Genomic DNA, 4,805 nt, shown 5'->3' with positions numbered 1-4,805 from the left:
GAATGCAACGCATAGTCGCACCTTCCCGGACGTTGCAAACCGCGCTCTTAACGGTTGCTCTGGTGCTCCTCGGTTGGCTGTGCACCCTGGCGGCGCATCCCTCCGCGGCCGACAAGTTGCCGATCTGGTTGAGGTGGTTCGGCCGGCCTGGATCGGCAATCACGATCGCGATCGTGTCCGCTGTACTGGTCGCGCTGTGCGTGTTGAGCTTTCGTTCGAACAGTGCCCGCCGGTCGGGCAATGTGCCGGTCGCGGTTGTTGCCGGTCTGGCCGCGACAGGTGCGGTGCTCGGCTTCAGCTCATATTGGAACTGTCACGACGCGACGCATCCCGTCTTCTTCCAGCCGCTGATCTGGACGGTCTCCTTGGTGAAAGGCGGCGTCAGCGATTTTTCGCTGGGCGGGCACGTCTGCCCCAGCCCCACCCCGGACGGTTTATGGGTTGCGCGGCTCACGGCGCTGGCTGCGATTTTCTTTGGCCTCGCCGGTGTGGTGATCGCGTTGTTTCGATCGCAGGTGGACCGACTGCGGGCCAACCTCGCCACGTCGGTCACCGTCGTGGTTGGAATCGACGACGAAACCCGATCCATGGTCAGCGCGATCGCGGGCACGCTGAACCGCTCGAGCACAATGGTCGTCGTCACCGGCGGTCCCGAAGAGCCCGGAGTGCAGGAGGCCAGAATCCACGGCGGCCGAGTGGTGACGGTCGACTTCAACGCCCCAGAGGCGCTCATGTCACTGACGCTGTGGCGCAATCTCGAGCGGCTGTACCTGATGTCAGCCGATCCGGCGACCAACCAACTTTGGCTCGACACGATCACGCGCACGTTATCCGCGGTTGGCCACAAGCGACGGCTACCGCTCACAGTGCGCATAGACGATCCGTGGCAAGCCGAGGCGTGGCGCGCCGAGGAGCTGGGCGGCTCGGACACCCGATGGGCGGCCGATGCCGTTGGCAAATACGAGGTCACCGCTCGCTGGCTGCTAGAAAACATCATCTCGACAGGCACCGTTGAACGGATATTCGTCTGTGGCACATCAGAATTGACACTGGCACTATGCGCTGACCTGAGCCGCCGCAAGCTCGAATACGACTACTATTCCGCACCCGGCGACACCGCGCTGCCGACACTGAAGCTGGTCGGCGTAGACGCCGAAGAGTACCGGGAAGATCACGAATTTCACCGCAGGCAGGTCGGATTCGCGTCAACTGGCCCGACCATCGAGGTCGCGCCGCAGTCACCGACGGTATCGGCATTAATGGGCCTGATCGGCGACAGCGACGGGCCGACCAACGCCGTGATATTCGTCGACGACAGAGCTCACGGACCGTCTACGGCACGATCAACCGGAACCAGGCTGGCTGCGCGATTTCCGGCAATGCCGGTCTACATCTGGGACAACGACGCCCAGATGGTCGACGACCCGTTGCCCATCGTCGGTCGGCTACGGACCTACCGACTGGCGCTCGATATTCCAGCGGGACAAGCCCAGGATATCTGGGAGCGAGCCGCGAAGCTGATTCACGAGCGCTACGTTGCCGACGTCGGACCGGATCCGAACCCTCCGCCCGCCAGGCTGCCGTGGGCGGAGCTCGACGAGTTCTACCGCGAGTCGAATCGCCGCCAGGTCCGCAATGCGCTGTGGATGGTGGAACAGATCGCCGAACACACCTGGAACACGTGGGGTCGCCCGCCCCAGCCACTGAGTGTGCATGACATGGCCGGGTTGACGGCGTTGCAACGGCTGGCGCGCATGGGCTTTGACCACGACTCCGCTATGAAAATGGCCAAGGCGGAACATGAAGACTGGTGCCGGTACTATCGCCGCAATCACTGGAAGTACGGCTCGGTCCGAGATGACGAGCGCCGAATCCACAACAAGCTGGTTGACTGGTCCGAGGTCGAAGCCGACGAGGAAATGCTCAACTCAGCGGTGACGAGTATGGCGGCCACTCTGTGGAGTCTTCGCCAGCTCGGCTATCGGTCACATCCGGTGTGGCAGCGGTTTACCCGGATCGGAACGGTGACCGCCGAGCAGCGGAGCACGCCCTGGACGTGGACGTCGAAGTCGGGTCACACCATGCAGGCCAGCGCCGGAGACTGGCTGGTCGAGGTGAATGGCGAGACATGGTCGGTGCGTGACGACATTTTCCACACCACCTACGAGCACATCGACGGCAACCAATGGCGAAGGCGCGGCACCGTTTTCGCTCGATTGGCACAACCGGGCGAGACGATCGAAACCCTGGAAGGACCCGCCACAGCTGCGGACGGCGACTGGGTGGTGCGCGGCACCGACGGCGAGCAATGGCCGGTCCCCGGCGATGAATTCGCGCAGCGGTATGCCGAATGCGAGATGGGAAACGCACGCGTTGATGCCGATTCCGGTGGCCCGGCATGAATTTCCGACGGTCGCTGGCGCGTTTCCTGTCCGACTACCGCTGGTACATACTCGCGCTCGGCGCCACCGTCGCGTTCTTTCTGGGCTGCATCGGGTGGTGGAAGTTCTACAGCCACGGCTACGTTCCGCCATCGGCGTCCCAACCCAACACCACCTATCCCGATCTCACCGACGCCGCATACGGGAGCCTGGAGGACTTTATCTTCAATACCCCGGCCCAGCCCGATCTTCCCTGGGAGCTGGACGTCGCCCGGTTCCTGGCCCCGGCCGTGGCCGGGTGGGCCGGGCTGAGCGCGCTGGGATTACTGTTTCGAGATCGCGTGCAGCAGATGAAGATCCCGCTGATGCGCGGCCATGTCGTGATTTGCGGCCTGGGCGGTTATGTCGGCAGTGTCTTTGTACGCCACCTACACCAGAAACGAATCCCGGTGGTTGTCATCGAGATTGATCCCACCAATTCCGGCATCGAGCTGTGCCGCAGCCTCGGCATTCCGGTGATTGTCGGCGACGCGCAACGGCAACGAACCCTGCAGGCGGCGGGAGCTCACCACGCCCGCACGGTGCTAGCGATCACGCCCAACGACGCGGTCAACACGCAGATCGTCACGACCGTTCGGGGCTTTCCACGTCGTGGTTCACGCAAGCTGCGTTGCCTGGCCCTGATCGCCAACCCCGAATTCTGCCGATTGCTGCGCATCCAGGAGGCGCAGCGCGGCGACCCGGAGCTGTCGGTCGACTTCATCAACATCGACGAGAACAGCGCCCGGCTGCTGCTGGAGGACTTTCCCCTCGACATCGATCAAGGCCAGCCGCATATCGTGGTGGCCCACCTTGACCCACTGGGAGTCTGGCTGGTGTATCACGCCGCGCGCGCCTGGTACGACAAGCGAAAAGGCGGCGAAAACTCCGACGACCCGCTGGTAGTCACCGTGCTTGACCACCAGCCGAAGGAGCGCATCGAGGCGCTGCTGGGCCGGCATCCGCCTTTGGAACAGGTGTGCAAGCTTGTTCCACTGGCAGCTACCGCCCGCGACATCGGCCGGCTGCACCAACTTCACCGTGATCGAGCCATTAGCCGCGTCTACGTGACCGCTTACGACGACGCTCAAGCATTTGAGACGGCGCTGCACTTGCGCCACGAGCTGGATCCCGACGTCCCGGTAGTGGCCGCGTTGTCGCGCCCGCATGGGGTGGCCGGCCTGCTCGATGACGTCAGGGAAGCCGGCGCGCTGTCGAACATTGAGGTGTTCTCCACCATGGAGCGCACCTGTACCGCAGAACTGGTACAAGGTGGGTCGTTCGAGCCCATGGCCCACGCCATCCACGAACGCTGGCGCCAAGGAGCCATTGCCAGGGGTGAGCCTGCGGAAACGTGGGAGGAACTCGACGAATCCCGCCGAGAGTCGAGCCGTGACCAGGCACGTCACATCCCGGCTCACCTGCGCTTGGTGGAATGCGCCATCGCACCGCTGCGGGACTGGGACGCAAAAGAATTCACCTTTTCCGACGCAGAAGTCAAGTTGCTGGCAAGCGCCGAACATGAGCGCTGGAATTCCGAACGCAAGGCCGACGGCTGGACCCTGGCCGCGGAGCGGAATCCGGCGCGAAAGGAGACACCGTATCTGATCTCGTGGGAAGACTTGACCCGGCTGTACCCCGATATCGCGGAATTCGATTCGATGTTCGTCAAGGCGATCCCGGCCATTCTCGCCACGGTCGGCCTGCAGGTCATCCGCACCCCGTCCAGCTTGCCTCCTGCTGGATCTGGCGCCAGCTAGCCCAACTTCGACATCCAGCCGTGGGTGTCGGCGAAAGTTCCGCGCTGGATGCCGGTAAGCGTGTCCCGCAATGCCATCGTCACCTCACCGGATTCGCCGTCGCCGATCGTGAATTCGGTGTCGCCATACTTGACGTGTGCAATCGGGGTGATGACCGCGGCGGTGCCGCACGCAAACACCTCGGTGATCTCGCCGGCCGCAGTCTTTTTCTGCAACTCGTCGATATCGATCTTGCGCTCCTCGATGGCGAAACCAGCGTCAGTTGCTAACTGCAGCAAGGAATCCCGGGTTATGCCCGGTAGCAGCGAGCCGGACAGCTCAGGGGTGACCAGCCGCGCGGATCCGCCGCTGCCGAACACGAAGAAGATGTTCATCCCGCCCATCTCTTCGATGTAGCGGCGTTCGACCGCATCCAGCCACACCACTTGTTCGCAGCCGTGGTCGGCGGCCTCGGCTTGTGCCACCAACGACGCGGCGTAATTTCCGCCGAACTTCGCTGCGCCGGTGCCGCCCGGGCTGGCGCGCACGTATTCCGTTGATACCCAAACGGTGACCGGTTTGATGCCGTGTTTGAAGTAGGCGCCGGACGGCGAGGCGATCACCAGGTAGCGATACCGCTTGGCCG

Annotated in this window: 3 protein-coding genes; 2 read left to right on the top strand and 1 reads right to left on the bottom strand. The window is 63.5% G+C overall.

What is annotated here, in order from left to right:
- Positions 1-2 precede the first annotated feature (2 nt).
- Positions 3-2,402, top strand: coding sequence for a RyR domain-containing protein (locus WB785_RS19355; protein ID WP_424080912.1), 2,400 nt, complete (start codon positions 3-5; stop codon positions 2,400-2,402).
- Complete coding sequence (locus WB785_RS19350; RefSeq protein ID WP_424080911.1) at positions 2,399-4,180, top strand: NAD-binding protein; 1,782 nt, start codon at positions 2,399-2,401, stop codon at positions 4,178-4,180. Before WB785_RS19355 ends, WB785_RS19350 begins: the two co-directional genes overlap by 4 nt.
- On the opposite strand, the gene ilvE is transcribed toward WB785_RS19350, so the two are convergent.
- The coding region (ilvE, locus tag WB785_RS19345) for a branched-chain-amino-acid transaminase (RefSeq protein ID WP_424080910.1) at positions 4,177-4,805 on the bottom strand (629 nt) is incomplete at its 5' end. The two genes, WB785_RS19350 and ilvE, sit on opposite strands and share 4 nt — an antisense overlap.

Source organism: Mycobacterium sp. (assembly GCF_049585075.1).
In the GTDB taxonomy this organism is placed as follows: Bacteria; Actinomycetota; Actinomycetes; order Mycobacteriales; family Mycobacteriaceae; genus Mycobacterium.
This window is presented reverse-complemented; position numbering and strand designations above follow the sequence as displayed.

Coding starts and splice junctions, on each gene's coding strand:
- WB785_RS19350 (WP_424080911.1), top strand. CDS start 2,399: ATGAATTTCCGACGGTCGCTGGCGCGTTTCCTGTCCGACTACCGCTGG.
- WB785_RS19355 (WP_424080912.1), top strand. CDS start 3: ATGCAACGCATAGTCGCACCTTCCCGGACGTTGCAAACCGCGCTCTTA.